Annotated in this window: 2 protein-coding genes and 2 pseudogenes; 1 reads left to right on the top strand and 3 read right to left on the bottom strand. The window is 36.2% G+C overall.

The genetic code is table 11. From position 1 onward, the window contains the following. The 3 genes and pseudogenes from CEV08_RS10310 to CEV08_RS08910 form a co-directional block, all read right to left on the bottom strand. Window positions 1-1,271 (bottom strand): annotated as a pseudogene (locus CEV08_RS10310) (autotransporter outer membrane beta-barrel domain-containing protein); the annotation flags it as partial. A 131-nt stretch (window positions 1,272-1,402) separates the two neighbouring features. Next, complete coding sequence (locus tag CEV08_RS08915) at window positions 1,403-2,026, bottom strand: NosD domain-containing protein (RefSeq protein WP_100131252.1); 624 nt, start codon at window positions 2,024-2,026, stop codon at window positions 1,403-1,405. A 9-nt stretch (window positions 2,027-2,035) separates the two neighbouring features. After that, window positions 2,036-2,887, bottom strand: coding sequence for a hypothetical protein (locus CEV08_RS08910; protein WP_100131251.1), 852 nt, complete (start codon window positions 2,885-2,887; stop codon window positions 2,036-2,038). A 270-nt stretch (window positions 2,888-3,157) separates the two neighbouring features. Between CEV08_RS08910 and CEV08_RS08905 the strand changes: the two are divergent. After that, window positions 3,158-4,301 (top strand): annotated as a pseudogene (locus CEV08_RS08905) (replicative DNA helicase); the annotation flags it as partial.

Below are 4,301 nucleotides of genomic sequence, written 5' to 3'. Positions count from 1 at the left end.
GGGAGAGATTAGTGGACAATTGTGCACTAATACCAAGCCCACCTTCAAGGGAAGTCCCTGAGGGGTCACGTTTATAATCCTTATCAATATGGATTGCTTGATCATCACCAAAGGTTTTGATCAAGTTTACTTTTCCATAAAAAGACATAGGACGGTTGTTTTCTGTGGCAATGGTTTTGGTTAAACGTCCACCAACACGGATCAACCATTGAGAAGGATTTTGCATGTCAATGGTTAGATTATCAGCATTTTTAATGGTATCAAACATCAAATGTTGATAAGCAAGTTGTGCTTGTGGTTCAAATATTACGTCTTGAATACCTGTTGCAAATTGTTTTCCAACAGTCGTGGAGATCGACAACATTTTTGCATTTTTCAGTTATTCTAATATAGGCTAACAGAACGTTCTGTTTAGCCATATTTGTCAATCCCGTGTAGAAAAGGGCATTTAGCATTATCAAAGAGCTTTGTATTTATGGCACAACAGTTTTTACTGCTGAGTCACTATCAAGAAGTGTTGGTTGTAAGCGAAAATCCCAAAAGTTTTTATTTTTTTCTACAAGACTTTTTTTAGTACTTTTTTATTATGGTTTGATGTTGGCCCATAAGCTTTCAGTATATATTTATAAGGCGAACCATTTATTGTGATATAGCCATTTGCGAGTTTAAAAGAGTTCTGATTTGCTTTTCCAAAAACTTTGATTAGTGAAAGACCGTCCATGTTGCTAGGAGCAAAAGTATTTGTTTCAATATTGTTCTTTTCTAAATGTGCAGTGACATAAATCAATGTAGTGCCTGAAACATCACCATAAATCAGAAGACGATCGGTTTTTTTCTGCTGTTGGTGCACGATTACTCCACAAAGTATTAAAAGAAATCTGTGCATTGCCTTTTGCATTATAGACAGCTTTGGTATTTGGTTTTCCTGAACCTATATGCAGTGTGTGGTAATGATCTTCTATTGGTTTTGTATAAAAAATAGAGCTGTTTTCGAGATTTAGTACAGAAATATCAGAACGTGCTCTTTGAGCAATATCAAGGAGTTTCCCATCTGTATCTTTTTCTTGCTTGCTGGTTTTTAATATCCATTGTGTACTATTTTTCAGGTTAAAGTGTACGTTTCTCTTTGGTACAATGTTTGCTTTGCCTTCTAATATGGAATGATCAGCGTTTAATGTAAAAATAAAATTATTTTTTTTAGTTGAATCTTTAGTTGCTAATAAAACATCGGCATGAATTTCAGAATTTCTGAGATTAGCTTTGCCAATTGATGCATTTGAATTAATTCCAGTACCGTTTTTAATGTGAAGTTTTGTATTGGTTAAATTGATTTCGGATGTTTTATTATTCTTGGATTTTTCAAATATCATACCTATGTTTTCTGCTGTAGCAGACACATTTGTTAGATCAATACTCTATTATTGTTTACAACAAATGCATCTTTTTTAGCAATTATTGTTCCTCCACTCATTTTGGTTGTACTACCATTTTCTGCATAAAGTCCGATTTCAGCATTTTTAATTGTGGTATTCCCATATAACTCAACCAAACTACCCATATCTTGGCTTACTACACCGGTGGTTTCATTACTATCTATTGCTGTTAGAATGACATTCGTGGCTTTAATATGTCCACCCTTTTCTGCAAACAATGCTGTGTTCCCCGTCATTGTTCCTCCCGTTATGGTAATGGTAGATTTTGAGTCTTTTGCATATAGTCCACTGTTATCATATGATGTAATTTGAGCATTGTCAGTTAATATAATACTGCTGCCGTTTTGAGCACATATCGTTGCATAGCTTGAATCAAATGATTCTCCAGAAATTATTATTTTAGAATGATTATTTGCAATTATGCTGTTGCCTGTTTGAGTCACTTTTACATTTTTTAAAGTAACGGCACTTTCTTTCTCTAACCTTATCCCGTTGCCTGAATTTTTCTCTTTATCGGTCGATATTATTACGTTTTCCAGTTTATTTTCATCGCTCTTACTATTCACAAAGCCGACGCCAGTTGCAGAAGCCATAATAGTTCCTCAGACCATTTTAATTCTGCCACCGTTATTTGCCAAAAGTCCAGCTCTGGTATTGTTAATCGTTGTATTCTCATACAATTCAATCATACTATCAAAGCTATCGGCTGCTGCAGCGATCACATGGCCATTTGTTGTTAGAGAAACATCAGTGATCTTAATGTGTCCACCGTTTTCTGCAATTAATGCTGCTTCTCCAGATACTGTTCCTTCTGTCATTGTGATGCTAGAATGTAAACCATTTGTATAGAGCACTCTCCCATTTGATGATGACGTAATTTGGAGAGTGCCTTCTCTACTGCTGATTAAAGTAATTTTGCTGCCGCTTCCAGCATATACCCCTACGTTTTTTCCTTTATATGATCCTCCAGAGATCGTTATTTGAGATTGATTATATGCAACTACGCCGTGGTTTGCTTGTGTAACGGTTACATCTTCTAAAGTGACATTACTTTCTTTATCAGTAACTATTCCTGTAATAAGAGTTTTTTTATTTTTACTTCTTGATATTTTCACATTTTTTAGCTTGTTTTCATCACTCTTGCTGTTCGAGAAGTTAGCGCCTATGCGAGAAACTGTAATGTCTCCCCCGATCATTTTCAGTGTAGCACCATCTTTTGCTTCAAGACCAAAGAGAATGTCAAAAGTAGTTCCTTTAATTGTTGTGTTATCCAGTAATTCAATCGCAGTGTTAGAGCCTTCAGCTGTTATAGCGTATGCATTGTGACTTATGTTTGAGTGTGTTACTGTTTTTCCATCAGCAACTTTAAGGGATTTAGCGTATGCACTGAATTGAACATTAAACAGCACAATAGCTGCTGTCGCCATAGATGACAGAAGGAATTTTTTATACATAAACACTCTCCTTTTAAAGCCCCTAATATTTACTTCTCCGCGGACTTCAAAAGAAGAACAGAAAATAGATATCGCTTTTATTTTAATAACACATAGCTTTGATAATTTTTTTTGCTTTTTTTGTCAAAATTAAATTTGAATGTATATTAATATGTGTAATATTTAAGTTAGTTCATAGTGTATTTTTAGTTTATTATATTAAAAAATGATTTTTTAATATTTAATGTCATTTTATGAGAGGCAGATGGTTTCGTTCATTTTCAAAGCAGCAAAGCAGGGTATTTTTTTGAAACTCTTCATCAAAAAATCTTTTCTACTATTTTGCATATGATCAAAAAAGGTAAAGTTGCAAACCCTGTTACCCTTAAATCCTTTATTCCAGCCGAAGAAACAATTGGCGATATCACCATCTTCCATTACGTTGTCCGTTTAGCCAAAGAAGCGGTGACAATTATTAATACTGAAGATTATGGACRGGTYATCTATGATCTTTTTATYCGACGCTCCTTGATTAATCTTGGCAATCAAGTTGTCAATACAGCCTTTGAGGCTCCCTTAGAGTTTACACCAACACAACAAATTGAAAYGATTGAACATCAATTGTTTGAACTCGCCGACAAAGGCAAATATGGGGGTGGGTTTGAAAACTTTGATACAGCCATTGCAAAAGCACTGGACATGGCAAGTGYTGCCAAAAAGCGTTCCTCACAGCTTTCTGGGTTAGCGACCCGTATAAACACTTTGGATGAAAAAATGGGAGGGTTGCAGCCATCCGATTTGATTATTCTAGCGGGGGCGCCCTAGTATGGGAAAAACCGCACTAGCGACCAACATTGCCTTTAACATTGCCAATGCTTGCAAGCGTGATACCAATACACAACAAAATGAAGGGGGGATCATTGGCTTTTTCTCATTAGAAATGTCATCCGAACAGCTTGCAACCCGCATTATCTCTGAACAAACAGAGGTCTCTTCCTCTGATATTCGACGAGGAAATCTCTCAGAAGCGCAATTTGCAAAAATTATCCATACAACGTATCAGGTACAAACCGCACCCCTTTACATCGATCAAACAGGGGGGATATTCCTTGCCCAATTAGCCGCCCGTGCAAGGCGTCTCAAACGACAACATGGTCTAGATGTTTTGATTATCGATTATATCCAACTCATGACAAGCGGTTCAAAGCGTTCTTCAGAAAACCGCGTTCAAGAAATGACAGCGATTACCATGGGGCTTAAAGCTTTGGCCAAAGAACTTAATATTCCCATCATTGCTCTTTCACAATTATCACGCCAAGTTGAAAACCGAACAGATAAACGTCCACAGCTTGCAGATCTACGAGAATCAGGTTCCATTGAACAAGATGCCGATATTGTGCTTTTTGTTTATCGTGAAGAATATTATCTCAAAAAG

The organism is Bartonella tribocorum, from assembly GCF_002778015.1.
Taxonomy (GTDB): Bacteria; Pseudomonadota; Alphaproteobacteria; order Rhizobiales; family Rhizobiaceae; genus Bartonella; species Bartonella tribocorum_B.
The sequence above is the reverse complement of the archived record's forward strand: the minus strand, read 5'-3'. Positions and strand labels throughout refer to the sequence as shown.